23 protein-coding genes and 8 tRNA genes are annotated in these 26423 nt (G+C 37.4%); 22 read left to right on the top strand and 9 right to left on the bottom strand.

Annotated features, from left to right (window positions below; translation table 11 throughout):
* Positions 1–2: 2 nt before the first annotated feature.
* Positions 3–143 (bottom strand): entericidin A/B family lipoprotein, encoded by a 141-nt coding sequence (locus tag HUV91_RS08650; protein ID WP_130074048.1) that lies wholly within the window; start codon positions 141–143, stop codon positions 3–5.
* 118 nt (positions 144–261) lie between these two features.
* Positions 262–1128, bottom strand: coding sequence for a DUF1853 family protein (locus tag HUV91_RS08645; RefSeq protein WP_130073885.1), 867 nt, complete (start codon positions 1126–1128; stop codon positions 262–264).
* Between the two features lie 76 nt (positions 1129–1204).
* Here HUV91_RS08645 and HUV91_RS08640 point away from each other — a divergent pair, with 76 nt between their 5' ends.
* From HUV91_RS08640 to HUV91_RS08595, 10 genes are all read left to right on the top strand, one after another.
* Positions 1205–1573 carry a YbaN family protein gene (locus HUV91_RS08640; protein ID WP_130073884.1) on the top strand — a complete coding sequence of 123 codons (369 nt, stop codon included), beginning with the start codon at positions 1205–1207 and terminating at the stop codon, positions 1571–1573.
* A gap of 345 nt (positions 1574–1918) precedes the next feature.
* Positions 1919–1994, top strand: a tRNA-Val gene (locus HUV91_RS08635).
* Positions 1995–2017: 23 nt separating this feature from the next.
* Positions 2018–2094 (top strand) — tRNA-Asp (locus tag HUV91_RS08630).
* A 46-nt stretch (positions 2095–2140) separates the two neighbouring features.
* A tRNA-Asp gene (locus HUV91_RS08625) sits at positions 2141–2217 on the top strand.
* Positions 2218–2284: 67 nt separating this feature from the next.
* Positions 2285–2360 (top strand) — tRNA-Val (locus HUV91_RS08620).
* 32 nt (positions 2361–2392) lie between these two features.
* A tRNA-Asp gene (locus HUV91_RS08615) sits at positions 2393–2469 on the top strand.
* A 96-nt stretch (positions 2470–2565) separates the two neighbouring features.
* Positions 2566–2641: transfer RNA gene (locus HUV91_RS08610), tRNA-Val, on the top strand.
* Between the two features lie 56 nt (positions 2642–2697).
* Positions 2698–2774 (top strand) — tRNA-Asp (locus HUV91_RS08605).
* Between the two features lie 94 nt (positions 2775–2868).
* Positions 2869–2944: transfer RNA gene (locus HUV91_RS08600), tRNA-Val, on the top strand.
* An 84-nt stretch (positions 2945–3028) separates the two neighbouring features.
* Positions 3029–3496, top strand: a complete 468-nt coding sequence (locus tag HUV91_RS08595; protein WP_174493130.1) for a DUF2750 domain-containing protein — start codon at positions 3029–3031, stop codon at positions 3494–3496.
* A 47-nt stretch (positions 3497–3543) separates the two neighbouring features.
* Here the strand turns inward: HUV91_RS08595 and HUV91_RS08590 are convergent, their stop codons facing one another.
* From HUV91_RS08590 to yccS, 4 genes are all read right to left on the bottom strand, one after another.
* Positions 3544–4332, bottom strand: a complete 789-nt coding sequence (locus HUV91_RS08590) for a YdcF family protein (RefSeq protein WP_174493129.1) — start codon at positions 4330–4332, stop codon at positions 3544–3546.
* Positions 4333–4495: 163 nt separating this feature from the next.
* Complete coding sequence (locus HUV91_RS08585; RefSeq protein WP_174493128.1) at positions 4496–7117, bottom strand: PepSY domain-containing protein; 2622 nt, start codon at positions 7115–7117, stop codon at positions 4496–4498.
* Positions 7118–7271: 154 nt separating this feature from the next.
* A complete protein-coding gene (locus HUV91_RS08580) occupies positions 7272–7832 on the bottom strand; it encodes an SdpI family protein (protein WP_130073880.1) in 561 nt (186 codons plus the stop codon).
* 103 nt (positions 7833–7935) lie between these two features.
* Positions 7936–10110 (bottom strand): YccS family putative transporter, encoded by a 2175-nt coding sequence (gene yccS, locus HUV91_RS08575; protein ID WP_174493127.1) that lies wholly within the window; start codon positions 10108–10110, stop codon positions 7936–7938.
* A gap of 143 nt (positions 10111–10253) precedes the next feature.
* Between yccS and HUV91_RS08570 the strand changes: the two genes are divergently transcribed.
* The 9 genes from HUV91_RS08570 to HUV91_RS08530 all read left to right on the top strand — a co-directional run bounded on the left by HUV91_RS08570 (position 10254) and on the right by HUV91_RS08530 (position 20216).
* Positions 10254–11462, top strand: a complete 1209-nt coding sequence (locus tag HUV91_RS08570) for a multidrug effflux MFS transporter (RefSeq protein WP_174493615.1) — start codon at positions 10254–10256, stop codon at positions 11460–11462.
* 494 nt (positions 11463–11956) lie between these two features.
* Entirely contained in the window at positions 11957–13207 is a 1251-nt protein-coding gene (locus HUV91_RS08565; RefSeq protein WP_130073878.1) for a DcaP family trimeric outer membrane transporter, read from the top strand.
* Between the two features lie 593 nt (positions 13208–13800).
* Positions 13801–15036 carry a sodium/glutamate symporter gene (gene gltS / locus HUV91_RS08560; RefSeq protein WP_130073877.1) on the top strand — a complete coding sequence of 412 codons (1236 nt, stop codon included), beginning with the start codon at positions 13801–13803 and terminating at the stop codon, positions 15034–15036.
* 275 nt (positions 15037–15311) lie between these two features.
* Positions 15312–16283, top strand: a complete 972-nt coding sequence (locus HUV91_RS08555; protein ID WP_174493126.1) for a patatin-like phospholipase family protein — start codon at positions 15312–15314, stop codon at positions 16281–16283.
* A 170-nt stretch (positions 16284–16453) separates the two neighbouring features.
* On the top strand, positions 16454–16648 hold the full coding sequence (locus tag HUV91_RS08550; RefSeq protein WP_130073875.1) for a hypothetical protein: 195 nt from the start codon (positions 16454–16456) through the stop codon (positions 16646–16648).
* Positions 16649–16788: 140 nt separating this feature from the next.
* A complete protein-coding gene (locus HUV91_RS08545; protein ID WP_130073874.1) occupies positions 16789–17310 on the top strand; it encodes an acyl-CoA thioesterase in 522 nt (173 codons plus the stop codon).
* 225 nt (positions 17311–17535) lie between these two features.
* Positions 17536–18114, top strand: coding sequence for a TetR/AcrR family transcriptional regulator (locus HUV91_RS08540; protein WP_130073873.1), 579 nt, complete (start codon positions 17536–17538; stop codon positions 18112–18114).
* Positions 18115–18119: 5 nt separating this feature from the next.
* Positions 18120–19310 (top strand): MFS transporter, encoded by a 1191-nt coding sequence (locus HUV91_RS08535; RefSeq protein ID WP_416377018.1) that lies wholly within the window; start codon positions 18120–18122, stop codon positions 19308–19310.
* A gap of 12 nt (positions 19311–19322) precedes the next feature.
* The gene (locus HUV91_RS08530; RefSeq protein WP_130073871.1) at positions 19323–20216 is read left to right on the top strand and encodes a LysR substrate-binding domain-containing protein; all 894 of its coding nucleotides are present in this window, start codon (positions 19323–19325) and stop codon (positions 20214–20216) included.
* Between the two features lie 165 nt (positions 20217–20381).
* On the opposite strand, the gene HUV91_RS08525 is transcribed toward HUV91_RS08530, so the two are convergent.
* From HUV91_RS08525 to HUV91_RS08515, 3 genes are all read right to left on the bottom strand, one after another.
* A complete protein-coding gene (locus HUV91_RS08525) occupies positions 20382–21218 on the bottom strand; it encodes a hypothetical protein (RefSeq protein WP_174493124.1) in 837 nt (278 codons plus the stop codon).
* A 210-nt stretch (positions 21219–21428) separates the two neighbouring features.
* On the bottom strand, positions 21429–23036 hold the full coding sequence (locus HUV91_RS08520) for a bifunctional 3-(3-hydroxy-phenyl)propionate/3-hydroxycinnamic acid hydroxylase (protein ID WP_174493123.1): 1608 nt from the start codon (positions 23034–23036) through the stop codon (positions 21429–21431).
* A 391-nt stretch (positions 23037–23427) separates the two neighbouring features.
* Positions 23428–23658, bottom strand: a complete 231-nt coding sequence (locus HUV91_RS08515) for a hypothetical protein (protein ID WP_130073868.1) — start codon at positions 23656–23658, stop codon at positions 23428–23430.
* Between the two features lie 523 nt (positions 23659–24181).
* Here HUV91_RS08515 and HUV91_RS08510 point away from each other — a divergent pair.
* Genes HUV91_RS08510 through HUV91_RS08500 form a run of 3 tightly spaced genes read left to right on the top strand, consistent with a single transcriptional unit; the run spans position 24182 to position 26203 of the window.
* Positions 24182–25213, top strand: a complete 1032-nt coding sequence (locus HUV91_RS08510; protein ID WP_416377009.1) for a CobW family GTP-binding protein — start codon at positions 24182–24184, stop codon at positions 25211–25213.
* A 60-nt stretch (positions 25214–25273) separates the two neighbouring features.
* A complete protein-coding gene (locus HUV91_RS08505; RefSeq protein ID WP_130073867.1) occupies positions 25274–25804 on the top strand; it encodes a YaeQ family protein in 531 nt (176 codons plus the stop codon).
* A 60-nt stretch (positions 25805–25864) separates the two neighbouring features.
* The gene (locus tag HUV91_RS08500) at positions 25865–26203 is read left to right on the top strand and encodes an FKBP-type peptidyl-prolyl cis-trans isomerase (RefSeq protein ID WP_130073866.1); all 339 of its coding nucleotides are present in this window, start codon (positions 25865–25867) and stop codon (positions 26201–26203) included.
* The last annotated feature ends 220 nt before the right edge of the window (positions 26204–26423 follow it).

Genomic DNA, 26423 nt, shown 5'->3' with positions numbered 1-26423 from the left:
AATTAAAGTTTATTTTCGACTTTTTCAGCAGAGTTTGTCACTGCATTTCCTGCTTTAGATACGTCTTGACCAGCCCCTTTAATGGTATTACAGCCTGTTAAAACAAACGCTAACATAATTGAAGCTGCTAAAACTTTTTTCATCATTGATCTCCAGTTTAAAATTATTCTGATGCCTAGATAGATTAAAAAAATCATATACAGTTGAATATGATTGTTTTATGAGTGCTTGGTTATATTTTGTATATTTTTTGGGTGATTTTTACACTTTTTGCACATGAATATTGAGGATATGAGGTTGACGGTACATATAAAAATCTTGCTGATCCTGATGCTTATATAAACCATTTGTCCACCATATTGCATTATTTGTGCTTTGTGTAATATTTGGACAAATCCATTCATGGCGTGTTAAGGCATAATATTTTTGCTGTGGAATTGTGCGTCCCCAATGACCGATACGGCGCATCTCATTTATCCAAGCTTCTGTTTTATATGGGAAATAATGAGTTGGGTAATATAATTGCCCCTTTAACACGCTAAAGCGTTTTTGAATTTCGTGCGACTGTACAGCGGTGAATTGAAACTGTTTTTCTGTGAAATGTTTGAGTTTTCGCAGCAGCGTATCCTGTCGGTTTAAACCATACCAATGTTGCAGTTGAAAATCTGCCTCAGCTAAATAATATTTTAAAGCGACCTCCCAATGTTCGATTTGTTGAGTATTTTCATTCAAAATTAAGAAGTCAATTTCCCCTAAAGTCCGTTGCCCTTGAAACATTTGAATGCTGTGTCCGAGCAATTTGAAGGCATGAAATCTGTGATCTTTTAACCAAAACCACATCAAATATTCAAAGCGTAAGCCTAAACGTGTGCTTTTCAGTTGTGCGATAAAATGAAGTAATTCTGTGGGATCTCGATCTAATTGTTCAAGACGAGTTTCATATTGTAGATAATGTTGTTGCCAAAAATGATCTGGATGTAATTGAAATGAATGCTGAATCGCTAAATCATTTGGGATTTGCGCAAGAATATTAGGACTTGCAACCACAAATGCTAACTGTCGAACGATCGGTGTTTTAAATTTTAACCAAGGTTCAAAATAACTGATATTGATCGCATTCAAAAGCAATGATCCAAAGAAAGAAAATACAGTGTTTAATCATAAAACATATATACTAACGAAGTTTGAAAAATTGAGTTGATCTATGCGAATTTTGTTTTGGCGTAGCCTGGTGATTATTTTTATTGTGCTTGGCTTTATTGGTGCAATATTGCCAGGTATGCCAACAACAGTTTTTTTAATTTTGGCACTGTGGGCAGCATCCAAAGGTTGGCCACAAGTACATGATTGGTTATTGAATCATCCTAAATACGGTAGAACGTTAAGAGCATGGCGTGAACATGGTACTGTGCCACGCAAAGCAAAATGGTTAGCAAGCCTCATGATGACAGCAAGTGCGATCTTAATGTTATTTACCAATGCGCCTGTAGCGGTCAAAATTTTTACCAATTTAACCATGTTAATTGTGGCAATTTGGCTTTGGACGCGTCCAGAAGAGCAAGTTGAAAGATAAATTAAAATTTTAAAATAAAGCGCTGTACAAAATTTCAGTTATTTTAAGGTGCTAAGATGCATTGAAAATAAAAGCTCAAAATAGAATAAAAATTGCCGAATTGTATTTCTAAAGCAAAATAAAAGCTAAAAATCGCAATATTTCAAAACAGGGGAATAAAATAAAGTCTGAAAAATTCAATTTAAATCACGATAAATAGATAAATAATAAACAAAAAAGCTCAAAATATATCAAAATGATCTATTTTTTAATCACTCAAACGCAAAAAGTGAAAAACGTGGAGAAAAGCGTTTGACAGTCGGTAAAGATTCTCTATAATGCACCTCACAAACGATGAAGTCGTTAGGGCGCTTAGCTCAGTTGGTAGAGCGTCTGCCTTACAAGCAGAATGTCGGCGGTTCGATCCCGTCAGCGCCCACCAAGCTTTAACGTTGAATTTATAGTGCAGCGGTAGTTCAGTTGGTTAGAATACCGGCCTGTCACGCCGGGGGTCGCGGGTTCGAGTCCCGTCCGCTGCGCCACTTAAGTTCAATAAATCGTTTGTATAGCAATGAAAATTGTTGAAGTGCAGCGGTAGTTCAGTTGGTTAGAATACCGGCCTGTCACGCCGGGGGTCGCGGGTTCGAGTCCCGTCCGCTGCGCCACTTTACAATAGATTTGCAATAAGGTTTAATGCCTGACTAGCGTTTAAATTCATATTTATCTCGCTCAGGGCGCTTAGCTCAGTTGGTAGAGCGTCTGCCTTACAAGCAGAATGTCGGCGGTTCGATCCCGTCAGCGCCCACCATAATTTATATAGTAATATATAAATGCCGTAATGCAGCGGTAGTTCAGTTGGTTAGAATACCGGCCTGTCACGCCGGGGGTCGCGGGTTCGAGTCCCGTCCGCTGCGCCATTTCCTTGATACCTGATCTTGGAATTGTAATAATGCAAGTTGATACCATGTGTTGATCTTGCACGATAAAGATAGCAATGCTATTTTTATGACTCAGGGCGCTTAGCTCAGTTGGTAGAGCGTCTGCCTTACAAGCAGAATGTCGGCGGTTCGATCCCGTCAGCGCCCACCATATTTATGCGATAAAAAGCACAAGACCTCACTTTACATCATGTAAAGTATCGTAATGCAGCGGTAGTTCAGTTGGTTAGAATACCGGCCTGTCACGCCGGGGGTCGCGGGTTCGAGTCCCGTCCGCTGCGCCATTTCCTTGATACCTGATCTTGGAAGTGTGATAAAGCAAGTTACAACATTCTTTTGTTGGTCTTGTATCCTAAAATAGCAATGCTATTTTTCTCAGGGCGCTTAGCTCAGTTGGTAGAGCGTCTGCCTTACAAGCAGAATGTCGGCGGTTCGATCCCGTCAGCGCCCACCATATTTTATCTCTTTATTTTCTTTTCATATTTTTTAAAATTCCTGTAATATATAGGGATAAAAAATTTAATTATATTACGAAAATATGCGAAATCCTTATCAGCGTAAGTCTGCGTCGAATACTCAAAAAACTGCATTATCTGCCGAAGATCAATATCGACATTTTATTGAAACCATTATTGCTCAAGCCAAAGTCTATGCTTTATATGATGAAGGTTGGGCGTTGTGTGCAACACCTACAGGTCAGCAGGCATTTGCAGTTTGGCAAAATCGAAGTTTAACGCAATTATTGATTAAAGATAATTGGGCTCGTTACTCTATTCAAGAGATTGATTTGGTCGCTTTTATTGAGCAAGTAATTCCATTTATTATAGAAAATAATACTTTACTGTCAGTCAATTTAACGCCTGAGGGACAGAATATTTTAGTATCTGGTAGTAAGTTTTTGATAGATATGAAAAAGGCTTTATATGCTTTATATCTTGAACAACCTGTATTATTTCAAAATAATCAATTACCTTTACCCCGCAAAATTAGAATTCATCATACTTAAGTTGGTTTAATATAAGGTGAGAATATCACCTTATGTGTGATTTATTTTTAATATTCATGAAGTAACCAACCACTCAGGTAAGCAAAGTATTCACGTAACCAAGCGTTGTAGCGTGTTGCTAATGGTGTTTTGGCACTGTATGTTATAAAGTTTTGGTAGCCTTGTTTCCTTGCAATTGCTGCTGCACGTAAGGTATGAAAATCACTGGTCACTATGGCGATTTTTGCATTTAGACCTAGATGATGTGCTTGTAAAATTTTCTGACTATTTTTTAGATTGAGTGCTGTGCTTGTACTTTGATCTTCTTCTAAAATTTTGGCAGCATTTAAGTGATATTTTTCTTGTAAATAGGCTGACATGACTTTTGCTTCAGTAATGTTTTCTCCATAATCTAGCCCACCACTGACAATGATCCATGCCTGTGGGTGCTGTTGGTGTGCAAGCGCTGCTGCTGTATCAAGGCGTGAGGCGAGCGTAGGTGAGGGACGACCTTGGATGATACCGCTACCCAAAATAATAATGGCATCGACTTGTACTATTGGGGTCTTTGCTTGGGTTTGTTCATGTAAGTAGATAAAAAAAGCCAAGACACTGATAGCCCATAGACTAAAGAAACCCCATCCCACTTGCCAAAATATTTTTAGTTTTAGGTTTTTTTGTAGCATATTTTGAATTTTTTGATAAAAAATCACGTAGATGAGAAAGCATAGTCCAATACAAAAGGGCAGAATTGTGCCTAGATGGATTTTATTTTGCAAAATAAGAATAAGACCATCTACAAATAGGACGAGACCTAAAATAAATAAGCTACTACGCAGTAAAATAGAGAACTTCATTCGCGCTATTATCATCATTTTAAACAAGATTAGTTATTATTTTAACAAAGCCTTAGCTTTATTGAGCGTTGAAATTGTAAAGTCAGTTGATAGTGAGCAAAATAAAAAAACCGAGCCATGTGGCTCGGTTTGATTTTAATTTTTTGGAAAATTTAAAAATAAATCAGTACACATCACGTTTATAGCGACCATTTTCACGTAACTGATTGACTTGTTGTTCACCTAAGATATCTACCAATGCTTGGTCAACATCACTTGCCATGCCTTGAATGCTACCACAAACATAGATGACAGCACCTTGTGTGATCCAAGCCTTTAATCGTTGTTCTTGTTCACGGAGTTTATGATGCACATAGACTTTCTCGACTTGGTCACGTGAAAATGCCAGATCTAAATGTTTAAGCATTCCTGTGGTTTGCCATGCTTCTAACGTTTCTTTAAAGAAGAAGTCATGTGCTTGTTGGCGCTCACCAAAGATCAGCCAATTATCTGTATAACTTGAGCGCACACGACTATGGATCAAACTCATCAATCCTGCAATGCCTGTTCCATTACCAATACAAATAATTGGGCGATTGTCATCGATTAAATGGAATGACGGATTGGTACGGATACGCATCGCAATTTGATCATTCACTTGGCAATGTTGTGTTAACCAACCTGAACCTAAACCAAGCTCACCATTTTCATCGCTTTGTTGGCGTACTACCAAACGTAAAATCTGCTGGGATGGAATACTGGCAATTGAATATTCTCGAGTAGGTAATATGGGTAATTGTTCAAGTAAATGCTGCATGTTGGCAAAAGGTTCAACATCGACATTGAGCTGACGATTCCACAGCGCATGTTGAATCTCTTGATCTTGTCCATCTACAGGTGTTTGAGCTGAAATTTGATATTTTTGCATAAATGCTTGGATACGCTTAGGACTATTTCCTGTTTGAATTTCCGCAATATCACCTGCTTGCCAAGTAACTTCATGTGTTGCTTGTAATTCTATATTGAATGCTGGTGCACCTAAGCTATGTGGATTAAGTAATTGTTGTTTCTTTAATGTCCATTGATCAAAGACTTTTTCAATACTCATATTGCTGAGTTTAAGTTGTGTGATTTGTGCAAGGGCAGATGTCCATTTCGCAATATCAGTGGCATTGCCATTATCGACTTCAACGGTTTTAAACAAGGCTTGTGCGTGATTACGTTGTAACCAAGCATCGAGTTGATGACCAAAACTACAATAGGTCTCTGGATATTCTTGTGAACCTAAAGCTAAAACTGCATATTTTAGATGCTTTAAGTCTAAAGATTGTGTCATTAATTTTTTGACAAATGTGATGGCTAAATCAGGTGCTTCGCCTGTGCCATAAGTACTGACTACAAATAAGATTTGTGGGGAGTTTTGCAAGTCTGCTAAGGTTAAGTCTTGTGTTGCTTTGACTGTCACAGGTTGACGAGCTGCTTGTAAGTTGGTGGCTGTACGCCAAGCCAATTGTTCAGATACGCCTGTTTGCGATGCATAACTGATCAGCCAAGGGGTCGCATTTGGATCAATATCAACAATTGCAGTTTGGTTGCGTGCAGCTAATGTTAATTTCTTTTGTTTACGGCGTTTCAGATACAGCATCCAACCTGTCACAAAGAATAATGGCATACAGAGTGCAGCTAACATCACTAAGAATTGATAAATTGGACCAAAGAAGCTACCACGATGCACAGGTAACATACTGCTCATGATTTTTTCATTGAGCTTTTTATCTTCATAAAGCTCAATTTTTTCAATTTGATTGTTTTGATAGTTAAATGTTGCTTTGTTACGAGCGCGTTCATGTTGTGGAGTCACATCTACAAAAGAAACGTCCATGGCACCATTTGCTTTTTTCGGAGTAGAGAGGGTGATTGATGAATACGCTTGTTTATATTGTGCATGAAAGCCCGTCCATGTTTGTGTATAAGCGATGACAATTTGACTTGGATCAATTTTGGCTTTATCTCGACCTTTATCTTGTCTTTCACCTTCTGCTGAACCACGGCGTTCATTTTTTGCCTGAGCTTCAGTTACTGCATGTTCATTTGGTTTTGCTTTACCTGCGCCTGCTTGCATTTCAGGTTGTGGACGATCCACGCCTAAAATTGTGTACATGCCATTACGCCACCAATCATACGACCAATATAAGCCTGTTACAGCTAATAGAAGATAGAAGATGACCACCCAAGTGCCAACAACCGCATGTAAATCCCAGAGGAAGTTACGGCCTTTGAGTTGAGGTTTAATGCTGAACCATTGTTTCAATGAATGTTTTTTAGGCCAACGTAAGTACAAACCACTGAGAATGAAATAAATCAGAATGAGGGTACATGCACCTGTAATTTGTTTACCGACGGGTCCAACGGTTAAATTACGATGTAATTGTTGAACAAATTGAAAAAATTCTCTTCCTTTAATATCAGGAAGTACTGCTGCTGTGTACGGGTTGATCATCATATTGAAGCCTTTACGTGCACCTTCTTTCTCAATATTGATACTTGAACTGGCATTTGGCGCTTGGTCTATGGTGATGCTATTAATCTTAATTTCAGGCTGTGTGGTCTGAAAATGTTGATAAATTTCAGCAGGGCTAAGTTTGGCTCGATTTTCGACTTGTACCGTATAACTGTCTGGATTGAGTAGTTTTTGAATAGGCTGTTCATAAGAATAAATCGCACCAGTGACCCCCATAATGGAGAGAATCAAGCCAGCAGTAATCCCGAAAAACCAATGAAGTTGGAAAAGTATTTTTTTAAACATGTGTGTTCAGGTAAAAGGCAGAATTTGAATGTGGCAATTATAACTGAATAAATTGTAGAGAGAATGGATTTAAAGATAATATTTATTCTCATTATCATTATGTTTTATGCATTAAAAAAGCCTCCTTAACAGGAGGCTTAATATTGATATGAAATTAAAGCGTTTTTGGTTCGCCTACAGTTTCTTTTAAATGTTTGCGTACGGTTTCAAAAGAAAAGTTCTTGCTGTTCATACGACTTGGAAGGATGTAAGCACCTTGTTGACCTTTGACTTTAAAGTTCACCAATAAAAAATCTGGGGTATTATACCATTCATAAATATCTTTCCAACCAATCGTTCCAACACCTTCTTGCATGCCCATTTGCTGACGCATTACGATGCCGTGGGGTTGGACGCCGAGTTTAATGCCTTTGATTTCTTGCACTGGGAATTCGTTCATCTTACGTTTAACATACCATTCCAAGCCAAATTTACGTACAAGGAGGTAAATTGCAACACAGGCAAGCAAGACCCAAAAAATGACAGTGGAATAATTTTTAATAAAAATAAGACCAAGTAGAGATAATGCGGTAATCACACCCATGATTGCCCACGCTTTGGTACCAATTTTATTGGTACTGCGCCAAATCATTAATTGAGCATTGCGTTGTTCCGCCTCAGTAACTTCATACGGCACAGGTTGTAGGGTATAAGCGTAAAGATTTTTGGCAGTCATAATGTCAGTATTAAAAAAATATATAGAGCTAAGCAGAGTTTAGCATTATTTACATTCAAATCGTCAGTATATTCTACCAAAATACCTGCAAAATGCATTGTGTCTACAGTGAAGCAAGTTCAGTTGACTGCTCATCTCGTTCGTGGCTTAAACTTTGTTTGAGCGTACTGAGTTGTTTTAAAATGCTAAACATTAAAGACAGTTGTTGTAAAATAATCAAAGCTTTTGCTGAGTCTTCATCCGACTGATTTAAACGTAAACGAATGGTTTGCAACATATTATGTGCAGTTAAATCAGGCATTTCGTCTCTTAATAATGCACCTCTAATGTCATCAAGTGCTTGATCGAGTAAACCTAAAATCTCTGAATCATGAATTTTTTCACGATGTGCACCTAATGCTGCGATATAGCTAATAAAAGTATGATTTAAACATAAAAACTCAAATGCCAAGGTTTTTTGTGCAGGGTCAAAATCGGGCTCAGTGGCTAAAGTAGAAATTAATGAGGCAACATCGGCATCGGTATTATGCGCAGCTCGGCGGACAATACGATAATTCAGCGCATTGTTACGACCATGATGATATTGATCAACAACCTCAGCCAAATACTGACATTGTGACTCTAAAGAACGATTGATGGTACGTGGTAAGCGGCGGAATTTCCAATCTGGAAAAATAAAGCTCACACCAAACCATGCAAAAGCACAACCGATGATGGTGTCAATTAGACGGGGCAATGCGGCTTCAAAACCTAAACCATCTAAATTAAAATTAATGAGCGCTAAAATCGTAATGAAAGCAGTTGCTTGAGCATATTGTTTACTGCGTAAATCGAAGAATAAAACCCCGCTTAGAATGAGTAATAAGAGTTGTCCTTCTACAGTCGGCACAAAATAGAGAATCGCATAACCCGCAATAATCCCAGCCAAAGTCCCGATAATTCTTAGGCGTAAACGACGCTTGGTGGCATTAAAGTTGGGTTGACTGACGAAAAGCGCAGTGAGTAAGACCCAATAGCCATATTCAATTTCGGTGATTTGCACAAAGACGTAACCAATAAACAGCACCACAGAGACCCGAATCGCATGACGGAATAGGACTGATTCAGGGCTTAAGTGTTGTTTAATCCGACTGAAAATATCATCCAAACCTTTTAAGTCATCATCTTTGAGTTGGTTTTCGATGTGTTTACTTTGATCATATTTGATATGGCGTTCAGTTTCGACATTTTGGAGTTGGGCATCGATCGACTTTAAATTTTGATATAAGGAAAATAACGCATTGACCCAAATTTGGTCATAATTTTGTTCTGTGCGTAGTCGATCTAAAGAATGTCTCAAATTTTTAAAAGCATGACTAAAACGCGCATTATGTTGATAAGTAGTACGGTTTAGAATGCTGTCACTCAAATCCTTACATGCTTTACCTTGCAAGGATAAAATCCGTTGGAAGCGAAATAAAATGTCACTATGTTCAAATATTTTTGCTAATTTTTGATAATCAATATGAGCTGAATCTGCACGTTCATGAATATCTTGTGCGACAAAGTAGTATTGTAAACTGCGGCGCGTATCACGTTGACCACGGTCACCTTTTAAACGTGTCAATAGGGCAGTTTTCATATCGTTGAAAATGCCAATCAATTGACCATTTTCCATAGATAGACTGATCATACTCTGTTGATAGCTTTCAGAAGTCATATCAACATCAAACAGATTGGATTTTGAAAATAAAAAATCGCCTAAAGCCGAATAACATTGTGCAAGTTTGTCTTGTACTTGGCGTACAGGAAATAATAAGAAACTGATGGTTGAAATCAGTCCATACCATGCAGCCCCAATGACCAATAAACTGGGTTGCATATACCAGGGTTCAAACAAGTGCACACCGAGCATCGAATAAACTGAAATGACTAAGCAACCGTAAGAGATGGTGGCGTACCGTCGACCTAAGGAGCCTAATAAAATCCAGCCAATACAGGAGATGATTAGTCCAAATGCAAACAATATCGGATAAGGAAAGAGCAAGGTTACTGAGGCAGCGGTCACAAAAAAACCAATATAGGTATAGACCAAGTTCATGATGCGCACAGAAAAACGATCATCAATATCACTTAAACCTGCCGCTACGACACCTAAAGTTAAAGGAATGGTCATCAACTGCTGGTCTAAGAAATACGGTACAAAAGCCGTCCCTGCAAAAGCAATAATCATGCGAATGTTATACATAATACTGGTATTGTAGGTTGCTTTTTTAAGTCGATTGAGCCACGTGTTCAAAACGATTCCTTGTGTAGCACTTTTTAATAAGTCTAAAAATAATCAAAGCGTAACATGTGAAACTTCAATTAATCAGCAATAGAAATAATACAATGCAAGCGTTACACTTGTCTGCATTTCCTCCGATTAAATTCATACTTTCTATGTCTCAACAACAGGTCAAAGCGCAATATTCAATGGGTTGGATTTTGCTACTCGCACTCTTTACATCGCTTGGACCCTTGTCGATCGACATGTATTTACCTGCTTTACCGCAAATGGCGCAAGACTTTAATGTCTCGACACAACAAGTTGCCAATTCATTGCCCGCATATTTCTTTGGTTTGGCTGTAGGGCAATTGATTTATGGTCCAATCAGTGACCGCATTGGACGTAAAAAACCATTGTACTTTGGGATGACCTTATTTGCTTGTGCGAGTTTGCTGTGCGTTTTAGCCAATGATCAATGGTCGTTGATTGCGGCACGTGTGTTGCAAGCGCTTGGAGGTTGCGTAGGCGTAGTGATGGCACGTGCAGCCATTCGAGATCAACTCGATGTGCAAGGTTCAGCACAGGCTTTTGCCAGTATGATGATTGTTATGGGGATTGCACCTGTGCTCGCACCAACTTTGGGTGCTTGGATTTTATACTTTTTTGAGTGGCACGCCGTTTTTATTGTCTTAATGTTGATTGGCTTTTTTTGTTTGGCATGTGTGCATTTTTTCTTTAAAGAAACATTGCCTGTAGAACGCCGTTTACAACTCAATATGAGACAAGTCTTACAACTGTATGTAGAGATTTGCAAAGATCGTAGTTTTTATTTACCTATGCTTGCAGGTTGTTTAACAGGGGCTGCACTTTTTGCTTATATTGGTTCTGCTGCTGCAGTATTGATGGATCAATACCATCTGAATGAACAACAGTTTGCTTATGCCTTTGGTTTTAATGCCTTAGGTATTATGTGTATTTCATTTTTAAATAAAAAATTGGCAAAAAAATTCTCTGTCGTGCAGCGTTTGCAATTGGGTGGATTGAGTCAAATTTTGGGTTCTATGCTGATCGTTATTTCAGGATTATTTCTTGATACACCGCTTTGGGTAGTGATGGTGGGACTGTTTTTCACTGTTTCAGGAATTGGTTTTACAGGCCCCAATGCAATGGCTTTGGCAATGTCTAAACAAGGTGAACGCGCAGGGACGGCCAGTGCAATTATGGGCAGTGCTCAATTTACATGTGGTTTAGTGGGTGGGATTTTACTGAATTTTCTAATGTTTAATCATGTGTTAAATATGGGGATTTTAATGCTGGGATTTACTGCCACAGGGGGGATTGCCATTTGGTTTGTTAAAAAAGAGTTGCAATTACAGCAGTAAAAAATCATCGTTGATTTAACGTTGAAGTGATACTTATGGCGCTCGGTGGGGGAGGAATTGAGGAAGATACTTCATCAAATTTTCATATTTTTGTGCAAAGTCATAAAAATATGCCTAGACATTAGTCTTAGTCATAAAATAATGATCTGCTATTTTGCAGCATAAATGTAAGAATATATAACAAAAAATGCAAAGTTAATCTGAAATAAGAATTGAAAATACAATGTTATTCGTTAAAACTGATTTTAATAAAGTTGTTGAGTTAAGATAAATTACAAGTGTGTTATTATTTTACACATAATGTTACTTTTATGTTTTAACTTAAGTTTAACGCTTTCATAATTTAACAAAAAAGCAGAAGTGCATCTGTTGATTTAGCAGATTAAGAAATGATTGCTGATCACAAAAAAATATTGGTTGCTTCAACATGATATAGGGGGATTCAGCCAATGCTTGCACGGACGTACAACAGGATTAAAAACTAGGAGTTTTTCATGAGTCAATTCCTCAGCAGTAAAACATTTGTTTTGAAGAGCTTAGCCCTAACCGTAACAGCATTGATGGTTACGACAGCAAACGCAGCAACATCTGATCAAGAGGAAATTAAACAACTTCGTCAAGAGGTTGAAGCTTTAAAAGCATTGGTACAACAGCAACAACAAGTACAACAGCAACAACAAGTTACATTACAAGAAGTCGCAGCTCAACCTGCTGCACCACAGTCACCTTTAGCCTCTTTAAAATCTAAAACGGGTGCTGATGTAAATCTTTATGGTTTTGTTCGTGCAGATGCTTCTTATCAAGCAAAAGGTGGTGACGGTATTTTTAACCGTATCAATGAGGTTGATCTTAATAAAGCAGGCGATGAAAAAAATGATGATCGCCTTTATAGTACAGCAGCAACATCACGTATTGGTTTAGACTTTAAAGCGCCAGTTCAAGGTGCGGATGTTGGCGGTAAAATCGAAATCGATTTCCGTGGTTCAAGTGACACAGTACGTATTCGTCATGCTTACTTAAACTATAATAATTGGTTATTTGGTCAAACGACATCATCGTTCTTATCAACTGAAACTCAGCCAGAAATGTTAGATTTCAACTCACCATTAGGGATTGGAACAAAACGTACTCCAATGGTTCGTTATAGCGATAAACTAGACGCAAATACTCAATACTTTGTTGGTTTAGAAAAAGGTCGTGACGAAAACCGTTTACCTGCGGCAACTGCAAAAATTAGCCATAAATTGGGTGATACTGCTTTGTTAACAGGTCGTGCTTTGATTCAAGAAGTACGTGCACGTGCTGCTGATGACGCAACTGAGTTTGGTTGGGGGGTAGGTTTGGGTGCTAAACTGAATCTTGCTGAACAATTAACCGTATTTGGTGATTATTCTCATGTAAAAGGTGATAACTTCTTCTTACTGTATACAGAAAACCCATACCAAGTTGAAACAAATAAAACAGATATCGACTTAACTGATATTGATGCAGTAACTGTAGGGGCAACCTATAAGATTACACCTAAATTACGCAGTACTATTGGTTATGGTGCAGCATTCTATGATGATAGTACTTTAGGCGCTGATGCGAATGAAAAGTTACAACAAGGTTGGTTAAACGTGATGTATAGCCCTGTGAAACCAATTACATTCGGTACTGAATATGTCTATGGTGAGCGTGAAACTGTAGGCGGTGCAAAAGGTCGTGATAGTCGTTTAGGTTTGATGGCGAAATATGACTTCTAATCACATTTAAGTGACCAGAAGATGAAAATAACAGGAACTCTATGAGTTCCTGTTTTTATTTACATATTGCTAAAAATTTATACTTTATCTTCACGCTAAAATTTATCACTATAAAAGCGCTATCTATAACTTTAGTCTAATAATAGGATGGAAAAAGGCATAAATTTGTAAAAAAAGCTGATATTTTTTTGAAATTAAGCATAATGTTCGATCTTTTTAAAATCGCTAAAAATCATGTTTTGAAAAGCGATAATAGTTAAGACAGCATTTTTTACACTTGAATGTTGTTGCTTCAGTTTATTCACGATGTGATCCCTTGGGATAGGCTGTAAATTCTGATGTTTTTTGATGAAACTATCCATTTTATCAATGATAGAAGGAATAATGATGATTTCTCAAATAGATTTAATATGTTTATCATATTTTTATCCATCAAAAAATATAGCCACTCATAGGTTAATTTAACTCAGAACTTTAATTGTTCTATCTGTCTTTTCGTTGTGCAGTTTTATCCGCTTATACTTGAAGTAAATATTTAAGTATAAATAAGACTGTAGAACAAAAAGTATCACCTCAATTAAATGGAAATAATGATGGAATTTACTTTTAATGCCTTTTATACGCTGATAGCAGCCGTCATCGTGCTGTTATTAGGGCGTTTCCTTGTTCAAAAAATTGAATTTTTACGTAAATATAATATTCCTGAACCCGTTGCAGGCGGTTTGGTTGCAGCGGTTATTTCTTTGATTGTACATAATTTATTTGGCTATAGTATTACCACAAGTAGTGAATTACAAACAAGTTTTATGCTTGTTTTCTTTGCTTCTATTGGTTTGAGTGCAAACTTTGCCAAACTCAAAGAAGGTGGCATTGGCTTGGTTATTTTCCTTGTCTGCGTCGCGTCATTTATTATTGTGCAAGATATTGTGGGAATGAGTTTGGCATCTGCTTTAGGTCTAGATCCATTAATTGGTCTTATCGCAGGTTCAATTACCCTCACAGGTGGTCATGGTACAGCGGGTGCTTGGGGTGGAATTTTAGAATCTGAACACGGCATCCAAGGTGCATTGGCTTTAGGTATGGCGAGCGCGACCTTTGGTTTGATTATTGGTGGGATCATTGGCGGGCCGTTGGCAAAACTATTAATTAACCGTTATCAACTTGCTAGCCCGAGAACGCGCAGTGAAGTAGACGATGCTAACAGTGAGCCATTGAGTGGTTTAGGTGAATATGTTCCTTTTGAATACCCTCAACAAGTCCGCTTGATTACTGCCGATAATGCAATCACGACTCTAGGTTTATTTGCAGCGTGTTTGGCTTTTGCTGAATTTATGACAGGCTTTAGTAAAGGGCAGTGGTTTGAATTACCCACTTTTGTTTGGGCATTAGGTGGTGGTGTTATTTTACGTAATATCTTAGAAAGTGTATTACGTATTAATATGTTTGATCGTGCGATTGATGTATTTGGTAATGCTGCATTATCACTATATTTGGCGATGGCATTGTTATCATTGAAACTTTGGCAATTAGCAGATTTAGCAGGTCCATTGGTGGTGATTTTAACAGCACAAACCTTGACGATGGCGCTTTATGCTGGATTTGTGACTTTCCGCGTTATGGGTAAAAACTATGATGCAGCAGTATTAGCTGCAGGTCATTGTGGTTTTGGGATGGGCGCAACACCAACAGCGGTTGCAAATATGCAAGCCATCACCAATATGTATGGTCCTTCGCATAAAGCATTCCTGATTGTACCTTTATGCGGTGCATTCTTTGTCGACTTGATTAATGCCACAGTGATTCAGTTGATCTTGAAGTTTTTTGTTTAACTAATCGCAGCAAAGAGAAGCTAAAGATTTTGGCTTCTCTTTATTATTTCAAAATAGATGTGAGCAAAAAAGTATTATTTAAAAATGAAACGACTGAACCACAAATTAAACCGTCTATATATTTTTATTGAGTCATTTGTCTCGTGATGAGGCTATACAACAATTTTCTGATTATACATTTTAAAAATTATACGTTTTAAATATGACAAAAAAATTTAACAGTTTTTTGGCTGCATTTGTGCTGTGATATATGTAAAAGTGAGAATCATATTTTTATGAAAAAAATTATCTTATCGTTGGTCTGTTGTAGTTTTATGCTGATTGGCTGTCAAAGTGTGCCTTTAGAGAGTACAGCAGCTGTGCAAGCCCATGCTGTAGCACGCTCTCAGCTCGACAAAAGTTTTTATAAATTTAAAGATTCTCAAAAAAAACCAGTAATTGCATTGGTTTTAGGCAGTGGTGGTGCACGAGGTTATGCACATATTGGTGTCATTGAAGTATTAGAACAACAAGGAATTAAGCCTGATTTTATCGTCGGAACGAGTGCAGGAAGTATTGTCGGTTCACTGTATGCGAGTGGTAAATCTGCGCAAGAATTACGTGAAATCGCTTTAAATTTGAAAGTTAAAGATGTTCGTGAATTTAAAATAGGCATGAAAGGCTTTTTTGATGGTCAAAAAGTTGAAGATTATATCAATGCTCAAGTAGGACAACAGCCACTTGAACACATGAAAATACCGATGTATGTGGTCGCAACTGAACTAAGAAATGGTAAAAAAGTTGTTTTTAATTATGGGAATACTGGGCAGGCTGTACGTGCTTCAGTGTCTATTCCAAGTATGTTTATTCCGACTCAAATCGAAGGGCATGAATATGTTGATGGGGGCTTAGTTAGTCCTGTACCTGTAGAAGTTGCACGAGAGCTTGGTGCTGATATTGTCATTGCAGTCAATATCTTAGCGCAACCTGTTTATACTGAAACCACCAACATGTGGGGACTGTTTAACCAAAATATTAATATTATGCAAAGTCATTTGGCAGCTGAAGAACTAAAAAGTGCTGATATCGTCATACAGCCTGATCTGCGTGAAAAAGCACATATTTTTGATGTAAAAACTCGCGAATACACCATGCAAGTTGGACGAGATGCCGCCAATGAGCGACTGAACGATATTAAAACTGTGTTAAATATCAAGAAACAAGATCAACAAAATGGGCAGTTTTCTGAATTGACTGTGCATAATTGATTGATCGTTTTGAACTATGGCATGAGTCAATTTTTAAATAAATAATGTGATTTGATTACATTATGGGTTTAAAAATCATTAATTTAAATTTACTATTTTTAATGAAAAATTTATAATCCAAAAAAATTTAATATTGAATAAATATTAATGATTAGGATTATGAAATTAAAATGACGAAAATTGCAGTCGGTCAACAAGTAAAACTCGCAACACAGCCTGAAGTGATCTTTGTGGTTACAAAAATAAATTTGGATCAATCTTATGAAATCCAATTGTGTAGTATGAGTAAACACGATCTTAGCTATGACAACATTCCCATGGAAATGTTACGTCTCATTGAAAAAAATCATGATGAAAAGGGATGAACCATATATTTTATAAATGATTCAATCAAACAATATCATGTCAGATAATGGTCAATTGCCGAATTAAACATTTTTTTTGCTTGAAAAGATATATAATAATAGTCCTCTATCTCCTGTCTTAACACTGAGTCAAGAAAATAATGTCACCACTCGATCAAATGATCCCTACAACAGAAGACCAATCTGAATTAACGATGTCTATTTTGATGACCCCTGACATGGCAAACTTTTCAGGTAATGTACATGGGGGTACAATTTTAAAGCTGCTCGACCAAGTTGCTTATGCATGTGCAAGCCGTTATTCGGGCAGTTATGTTGTCACTTTGTCAGTGGATAAAGTGAACTTTAAAGAGCCGATTCATGTCGGTGAGTTGGTGACATTCTTAGCGAGTGTGAATCACGTTGGTCGTACTTCTATGGAAATCGGCATTCGTGTAGAGGCACAAAATATTCAAAAGCGCTCGATTCGTCATACTAATAGTTGTTATTTTACGATGGTTGCTGTGGATGAAAATGGTAAGCCAAAACAAATTCCGCCTTTAAATTTAGACAATGATTGGAAGCGTTGCCGTTTTGAAGCTGCGGAGCATCGTAAAGTTGCTCGTTTGCAAGAAAACCATCATCCATCATGTAGTATTTATAAGAAAAGCTCAAATAGCTGAGAAAAACCTCCTGTTAGGAGGTTTTTTTATGGGTGAACAACGCCATTGAAAGTGATTTTCTAAACATCAGTTTATTCAAAACATGCTTTTAAAATTTTATAAAAATAAAAAACAACGCAATCGATTGATTGTTTTTACAGATGATCTGAAAGGAAAAAACTATTTAGCAAGACAGACAAGATTTCTTAAAATCAAACGAAACGTAGCGTATCGTTTGGTGCAGGGATGATGGAAATTGAAAAAACCGCCCGCCGTAAACAATGTATTTTGGATGCAGTGGTGGAAGCTTTAGAAGAGCATGATTATCGTAAATTCACGATTGAGGATGTGGCTTTGCGTTCAGGTGTTGCTAAGTCAACGATTTATCGTTGGTGGAAACACAAGTCCGATTTAGTTTTTGAAGCCTTTAAAGCCTATACCGCTTCGATTTTTGACATGGATTTCTCACAAAGTCTACAATTCAATTTAGAGCAACAATTACTAAAATTAGCCAAAGCCTTAGATCATCAAGTCGGACGTGCTTTATTGGTGGTCATGGCGGAAAATCGAGAAGCAGCAGGTGAGTTTTTTCAGCAGTATTTATTGCCTAGACGAGAAGAAACACGAAAGCTGATTCAGTTGGCAATTCAACGGGGTGAAATTTGTGAACATTATCCATTTGAATTGATGCTTGATAGTATTTATGCTCCGATTCATTATCAAATTATTTTCTTTAATAAAATGCCTGATGCTGCCTATATTCATGATTTGGTCGCATTGGCTTTAGCACCGATTCAAACAATAAAAACACAGGTGCAAGTATGAATCGCATGGTTGCAATACAGCCTGAAAAACTGTGGAATAGAAACTTTATTTTATGCATTTTTAATAATTTATTCTTGTTCACTTACTATTTTGCATTTTTAACCATTTTACCTGTTTATATTTTAAAGTCTTTGGGGGGCTCTGTTCAGCAAGCTGGTTTAGCCCTGACATTATTTTTAGTGTCTTCTATTGCGATTCGTCCATTTTCAGGCTTAATCATTGAAAAAATAGGGGAAAAAATCGCCTTTCGAGGTTCTGAATTATTATTCGTGCTTTGTGCTTTTACGTATTTGTTTGCAGATAATTTATGGATCTTATTGGTTGTTCGCTTTATTCATGGGATTTGGTTTAGTGTTCTCACGACAGTTGCCGTGCCGATTGCCAATGAATTTATTCCTGAACAACGTAAAGGTGAGGGCATGGGCTATTATGTGATGTCAACCAATTTGGCTGTGGTATTTGGTCCATTGATTGCTTTAACTGTTTTGCAATATTCTGATTTTATAACGGTTTTTCAGGTCTTGACTGCAATTATTTGTGTTGGTTTTATTTTTTGTTTAATGATTCCTTTAGCATCAAACTCTGCTGTTAAAAACCAGAAAACAGCGCTTCAAACGCGTGTGCAGTTTTCAGATATTATTGAGCAACGTGCTGTACCTATCGGTTGTGTAGCGTTACTGGTTGCATTTTCTTATTCAAGTATTATGAGTTTTATTACTGCCTATGCGGAAATGCAAAATTTACTGCAATATGTCAGCTTATTTTTTATTATTTTTGCGTTGGCGATGATTATTGTACGCCCTTGGGTTGGGAAAATTTACGATCGTAAAGGGGCGAGTGCTGTGATTTATCCATCTTTTGTATTTTTTGCCATCGGTTTAGTGATTGTCAGTTTTGTACATTCACAATGGATTTTGTGGCTAGCAGCAGTTTTTATTGGTATCGGTTATGGTTCATTATTTCCATGTTTTCAAACCGTTGCCATTCAAGCTGTACCCAAAGAGCGAATGGGGTATTCAATTTCAACTTTTTTCACTTTGTTTGATTTTGGTATGGCAGTTGGTTCAGTGGTTATGGGCTTGATCATTGCTTACTTGGGTTATCAATTCACATATCTTTTTTGTGCAGTGATTGTACTCATGACCATGTTGTTATACAAAATGAGCGTTGCACCAAAACTAATTTCGGCAAAATAGAAGGCTAAACCTATGGAATTACGTCATTTACGCTATTTTGTAGCAGTGGCAGAGGAATTAAATTTTACGAAAGCTGCACAAAGGATGTTTACAGTTCAGCCTTCTTTAAGTCAACAAATCAAAGACTTAGAGCAAGAGGTTGGTGTGCAACTGTTGATTCGTTCCAACCGAAAAGTGGAGCTCACTGAGGAAGGGCGGGCATTTCTAAAAGAAGCATTGCTCAGTTTGGAACATGCGGAAAAGGCAATTTTTGATGCACGTCAGATTGCTAAAATTCATAAAGATCAACTGAATATTGGCTTCGTTCCTGTGGCTGAAATGAAAGTTTTTCCGTATATCATGCCCAATATTCGGGCACATTTTCCTGATATTAAAATTGATTTTCATAGTTTGACTGATTCTGATCAATTTAAAGCATTGCGTAAAGGGGAAATTGACATTGCTTTCACACGTTATCTTGGAGATGACGAGGAGTTTGAAAGTATACAGGTTTTTCAAGAGCCTTTGACTCTGATTATTCCTAAAGATTCACCTTTTGCACAACAAAAGCATGTCGGGATTAAGTCATTTAATCAGCAAGATTTTGTCATTAGTGATGAAGATGCATCACCTCAACTGCATAAAATTATTCAGGATTTTTTCAAGCAATCGAAATTGAATGTCAATGTGGTACAGAAGTCGACCAATATTCTACTCAATGTCAATCTGGTGGGGATGGGCGTGGGGTGGAGTTTGGTTCCTGCCTATGTGATTCCCTTATTGGGTGATAAGATCGTGGTGAAAAATACGCTTGAGCCGTTGCCGATGATTGGTTTATATGCAAGTTATCGTAAAGATCAAAAGAATGAAGCCATTGATTTAATTTTAAAAATTTTAAAAGAGCAATTTTATATGGAGATGTTTTGACGGGTGCAATGGTGAGTTTAGTTTTAATGATGGAAATGAGTTCAAACCATGTTCAAAACGGATGTTAAACCTAACTCAGTCAAATGTAGCTTGCTTGCAAGCTGTATCAGTCACTAGGCAGCACTTGGCGATTTAACAGCCGCCAAGTGAAACCTGAAAATTTGCTTATTGATCTTTTAATTTCTGATAGCTTTCTTCTGACAATGTTTCGACAGACCAATGCGGTGTTGCATCATTATTCATTAAACTAAATTGATAAAATTTATGTGGATAGTCATTGGAATAGTTTTCGGTATTTGAAAGATAGTCTGACTGCACAATAAATTTTGTGTTTTCTAGCCATGTTGCAGCAGAGAAGCCAATATTATTTTCACTCTGAAACTGTGGAATGGTTTTAACTGCTTCAAAAATGAGTTGAGGATTATGCTGGTCATCAAGCTGGTAAATATTGAGCTCATTGTCAGTATAACCCGCTTCTAAGTCACTATTAATGCTCAGCATGTATTTATAATCTGGACTAAATGTGGGTAGACCTGACAGACTGGTTTCACGACCTGTTTTTAAATTGAGCACGCTATAACTTGAGCCTTCATAATATTGAATATGTAGAAGTAAAGAATCAATCGCCGGATATTCATTGACCACAGTATAAGCACAGACTTCACAGTAGTCAGGATGATCTTCTTTGCCTCGACTTGGCATATATTTTTTAATTGTGCCATCAAAAAATTGAATACTAATACCATCGCCAATTTTTTGGATTAAATCAGGATATTTAGAACGAAGTTGCTCTTGTGCATAAGTATAACATTGTAGGGAGTCTTGAGGACATAAAGGTCCAGCCTCATCACTACGCATAAAGCGTGTGCTATCGAAAGTATTTTTTGAAGGTTGTAGTGAAATACTTGCTTCCGTTTGGTTTGATGAGGCATTTTGTTCGGGTGTGGCTTTTGAACAGGCTATGAGTGTGGAAATAAATGCAATTAAAATAATTTTTTTCATAAGAATAAAAGGCTTAATTTGAATGATGATATTATGCTTAAATTTAGCATTCAATACAGCTTTTTATTTACAGAAGTCTGTTGAGGTGAAAAATGAATAACATCGATGTGTAAAACAAAAATGAAATACAGAGGAAGGGATGAATTACATTAAAAGAATCACCATGTTTGAAACATGGTGATTCTTGCACATGATCAAAATATTGCTGTGTTATTTCGCATGGAGTTTGCTAAATAATTGCTGACTGACCGTATTCATGGTTTGCGGAATTGCTAAAGCTGCAACAAAGCGGTCAGGACGTAAAATGACGATTGCTTGATCTGTCTTGCCGAACCACGAACGAATCTCGGTACCGATATCACCAATGGTAATCACACCATCATGGATTTTACGTTTTTCATTGCCCAACTGAACGGCAGGTAATACTTGGATGAATTTAACCCCTAACGCTTGCCATTTTTTCATATTGGCTTCGTTGATGCCCCATTTCGGATCTACACCCCAAGCGATTACGGCAAAGTCATTGCTAATCACTTCATCAAGTAAAACGGTTTGACCATTTTCAAGTTGAACCTGTGGTTGGATAAACATTTTGCCTACAGGTGAGTCTTTATGACCATCTGCAAGTAAAGCACCGTCATGATACTTAGGCATTGGTTTAAAACGCATTTCCAATAAGTATTGTTTAATTGGTTTGATGTAATTCAATGCGTAGGCAATACCATCACGGACAAAACCTTGCCATTTTTTTGGTGGAGCAAGGACATGACCAGCCATGACAGAAAGATCGATCATGGCTTTGGCATGGTCTTTACGTTCGACTTGGTAAGAGTCTAATAAATCAGGCGTTGCTTTACCTTGCACAACTAAAGCCATTTTCCAAGCTAAGTTAAAGGCATCACGCATACCACTGTTATAGCCTTGACCTTGCCATACAGGCATGATGTGTGCTGCATCACCCGCAAGTAAAATACGGTCTACACGGAATTTATCTGCGATACGTGCATTATGGGTATAGACACGCTGACGAATCACTTCGATCCCATCGGTCGTAGGTAATACTTTAGACAATAATTTGGCAATATTTTCAGGCTTGCTCAGTTCTTCTTGAGTTTCACCCGGCATGACCATAAATTCAAAACGACGGATACCATGAGGTAATGCTGCAGACACATAAGGACGTACAGGGTCACAACACAAATAGATGTGTGGTGTTGCCAATGGGTCATTTTCAATGTCAATGACAATCCATTGATTTGGTGCTGTTTTACCATCAAAACCAATATTGAGAGTACGACGTACAATTGAGTTACCGCCATCACATGCAATCAAGTATTGCGCATGAATAACTTCTTTGTCGCCATCTTTGTTTTGGATGTTTAAGGTTACACCGTTGGCATCTTGGCTAAACTCATTCAACTGACGAGAGAATAAAACTTGCGCCCCTTGGTACTGTTTTAAACCTTGTAGTAATACGCTGTCGACTTGTGGTTGAATAAATGCATTACGACGAGAGAAACCAAACTCACGGGTCAATGGTTGAATATCCGCAAAACAGCGACCTTTCGGTGTAAGAAAGCGCATCGCATGGTTCGGTGTAGTATGAGGTAATACTTGATCTACCAAACCCAGTGATTGAATGGTACGCAAAGATTCATCATCGATCCCAATGGCACGAGGGTAATCAATCAGACTGTCGAGCTGTTCAACCACAGTGACTTTTACGCCCTGTTTACTTAAGTAGTTAGCAATGGTTAAACCCACAGGACCTGCACCTAAAATAGCCACTTCAGTGCTGTAGTCAATCTTTGAACGCATAGCGATGGTTCCATTCAAATCACAATATGGGGCTATTAATGACTGAAATATAGGTCTAAGCCTAGCTATGCCATAGTGGAAAGCTAGTCGAATAAAGTGCAGTAGATAATCTTTATTTTTATTTAAGTTTTTGAAAATGATAAATAAAATTATAAATTTAGTATAGGTTTATTAAATCTAATCATTATAAATATCTATGATGAAGCATGTGGATCATTTTAAATCATAAGCATTGATCAAGGTACATCGATTAAAATATTGGCAGAAAATGATGAGTGAGAACAATACTAAAATACTTAAGTACAAAAAAACCAGATCGCAGCTTGATCTGGTTTTTTTAAAGCTAAGCGGACTTAACTTAAATTGTTATCTTGAGGGAGATCAACACATTTTATTGGTTTGCTTGTGGAGCAGCAGGTACTGAACCTTCAACAGCACTTTCAGTTGCTGGCTGTTCAGATGATGGTTGTGCAGCAGCAGACGCATCTTCAGTTGTTGCACCTTCTTGTGTTGATACAATGACTTTTTCAGCTTCATCAGCCGCTTTTTCGGTAGCAGCAAAAGAAGCAGTTGCAGCAGTGAGAGCAAAAGTTGTTGCAAGTAGTGTTTTAACGAGTTTCATTTTCGGCATCCTTATTCATTTAAAAATAACTCCCAAGATTTTTACATTGTCGAGTAGATTGAGTAAGTGACAACAATCATTGGGAACGAAAATTATGCTAAGTGCTGAATGAAATTTAGGCAACCTTCTAAACAAAGGAAAACAGTTTGGGTTACGAAGCAGACATAAATCGCTAACTTTTGTGTACTTCATGTGAAAAATAATGCATTTTTTGCCCTTAAAATGTATGTAAATATGACAAGTTGCTTAAAATATCGTCTAAAAAATTACTTAGCTTTAACAAAATGTCCCTGATTTCTGCCATATTCAATAGGTTTTAGGAAAACTAATAACACAAAATAAGCTGTTGATATGTATTTAAAAGATATAAAAATAAAGCATTTAGCGCATGATATATAAGATTCAAACAATTATTTTATGATAAAAAATATTGACTTAGCACGAAGAGATGGTTTTTAAAATATTCAGCGATGAATCTATACACGATACACTCTACACTAAGCTTGAAAATGAAATTTTATGCATGATTGAGTATGCTTCTGTGAAAATTATGACGACTGTCACAGTCAAAACCCACATTATTTCTGGTTTTTTGGGTGCAGGAAAAACCACTTTGTTACAGGCATTATTGGCACAAAAGCCTGAACATGAAACATGGGCAATTCTGATGAATGAATTTGGGGAAATTGGGATTGATCAACAATTATTACCCAATGCACAAGGCTATGAAGTCAAAGAACTCCTTGGTGGCTGTTTGTGTTGTACGAGTCAATTACCCATGCAAATTGCATTATCACGGTTGATTCAAGAAAAAAAGCCTGACCGTTTATTTATTGAACCTACAGGCTTGGGGCATCCTGCGCAGCTTATTGAACAGTTGACTGAACCCCATTGGCAGTCACAAGTGAATATGCGGGCTTTGCTTACCGTGATTGATGGCTCACGTTTACACGATACCGATTGGATTTCACAGGATTTGTATCAAGATCAGCTCAAAGCAGCGCAAATTGTGTTGGTGTCCCATACAAACAGTATGTCTGAGGTTGATCAGCGTGTATTGAGCGATCTAAAAGATGAATATTTGACTGGCATCCAAACGTGGATCATGGCAGAGCAGGGCAATATTCAAATTGAACAAATAGATATACCCCACCGAGGCATTCAACGTAAAATCATGCCATTGATACATATACAAAAACAATTTTCAGCAGATGAAAATTTGCCTGAAATTAAGCAGTTGCCATATCACTATGTTGAATCTTCCAATGGCTATACTGTTGCAGGTTGGAAATTTTCCAAACGTTGGCAATTCGATTTTTATGATCTATTAGATGTACTGTGTGAGCAAGAAAATTGGTTACGGATTAAGGGTATTTTTAATACCAATCAAGGTTGGATGACCTTTAATTTTAATCCTGAGCAACTCAACTATAAGTCAGGCGCAGAAAATATTGATAATCGAATAGAAGTCATTACGCAACATGATCGGGATTGGGCAAGTTTAGAAAGTGCGATTTTGCACTGTCGCATAGATTCAGCCGAAAAAACGCAGTAAAGGTTATTAAAATCTTATAGACTAACGCCATAGTTGAGAACTTGAATTTTTGGATTTTTCATGGCGTTAAAAGCAACGATTTATAAGGCAGATTTGAATATTGCCAATATGGATGTACATCAATATGGTGATTATCAACTGACCATGGCTTTGCATCCTTCAGAAACCATTGAACGTCTCATGGTGCGTGTGTTGGCATATGCGCGTTTTGCCGATGAAGGTTTAGAATTTACCAAAGATTTATTTGAAACGGATGAGCCGGCACTGTGGGAAAAAGACCTGACAGGGCAGTTGGTACAATGGATCGAAGTGGGCTTGCCTGATGAAGATAAAGTCAAAAAAGCGGCTGCACGTTGTAAAAATGTGGCTGTAGTGGCGTATGGTTCAGCTGTTGCCGAATGGTACAAACGCAGTTCAAAATTAAAAACATTGTCTAATGTACATGTTTGGCAGTTGTCTGAAGCAACCACTGAGGCAATTCAACACCTTTGCCAACGTACCATGCAATTACAGCTCAATGTAATGGATGGTGAATGGACCTTAATTGGTGACACTGCCCAAGCTGTGATTGAGTGGACACAGTTGCAGTAATCTTCGTTATATCAAACGAATATAGAGATTGAATCAAACATTTAAATGCGGAGCAAAGTAATGACAGCTGAGTTAGAGATTATCGATTTAGTGGTGGGTGAAGGTAAAGAAGCGGTAAAAGGTGCTTTAATTACCACACATTATACGGGCTGGTTAGAAGATGGAACCAAGTTTGACTCTTCACTTGATCGTGGTAACTATTTTGAAACTGTGATCGGTACGGGGCGTGTGATCAAGGGGTGGGATCAAGGAATCATGGGAATGAAAGTGGGCGGTAAGCGTAAATTGATCGTGCCGTCACATTTGGCATATGGCGAACGTAAAATGGGTAATATCATTCCTGCAAACTCAAACTTGATTTTTGAAATTGAATTATATGATGTCAAAACACGTGACTAAGCGTGTGATTGGTATTGCAGTTCATAAAAACTCTAAGCATCGCTTGGAGTTTTTTTATTAGGTGCGAAGAAAATTGAGCATGTTGAAAACAAGTAAGCAAATCGTAAAAATTGTGAGCTTTATAGTGGTTAAGTGTAGGACATAATCTGCAAATAAAACAAAACTTTCATTTTAATATTCATTTCAGAATTATATTTTATAAAATATCCCATGAAGAATG

The sequence above is a fragment of the Acinetobacter sp. Marseille-Q1623 genome (assembly GCF_902809895.1).
GTDB classification, from domain to species: Bacteria; Pseudomonadota; Gammaproteobacteria; order Pseudomonadales; family Moraxellaceae; genus Acinetobacter; species Acinetobacter piscicola_A.
Note: the sequence above shows the minus strand (reverse complement) of the source record. Positions and strands in the feature narration are given on the sequence as shown.